Below are 479 nucleotides of genomic sequence, written 5' to 3'. Positions count from 1 at the left end.
AGGTGCCCGGTGGCTGGGCGCGCCGGACGGGTGCGCCCTCGCCCCGTCTCAGCTGGTCGACGACCGCCCGCAGATCGGCCTGCGAGCGCGCGCTGGTACGGCGCAGCGCGTTGCAGCGCCCCAGTACGGACCGGGCGATGCGGTCGGCACCGAGTGCGGCGGAGGCGATCGCCGCGACGGCGAGCACCGCGAATCCGGTGAGCGCTCCCCGCAGTCCGGCCGTGGGATGAACGTGGCCGGTCTGGATGGTGTAGATGACGGCGGCCGCACCGCTCAGCGCGGCGACGACGGTCGGCAGTATCGCGGTGCGCAGGAACTGGGGTCGTATGCGGGACTCCAGGCCCACGGGTGCGGACCGGGAGCGGCCGCCCGGAGCAGGCGGGGAAGCGGCCCGCCCCGGTGCGGGAGCGGGACGGGTGCCCGGCCGGCCGTGCCGGCCGCCTTCAGGGCGATCCGTCCGCGCGGCGGGTGCGCGAAGA

At 76.8% G+C, this 479-nt stretch carries 1 pseudogene; it reads right to left on the bottom strand.

What is annotated here, in order from left to right:
- Positions 1-346 (bottom strand): annotated as a pseudogene (locus J0695_RS37150) (ATP-binding protein); the annotation flags it as partial.
- Between the last annotated feature and the right edge of the window lie 133 nt (positions 347-479).

Source organism: Streptomyces beijiangensis, assembly GCF_017315755.1.
GTDB lineage: Bacteria > Actinomycetota > Actinomycetes > Streptomycetales > Streptomycetaceae > Streptomyces > Streptomyces beijiangensis.
This window is presented reverse-complemented; position numbering and strand designations above follow the sequence as displayed.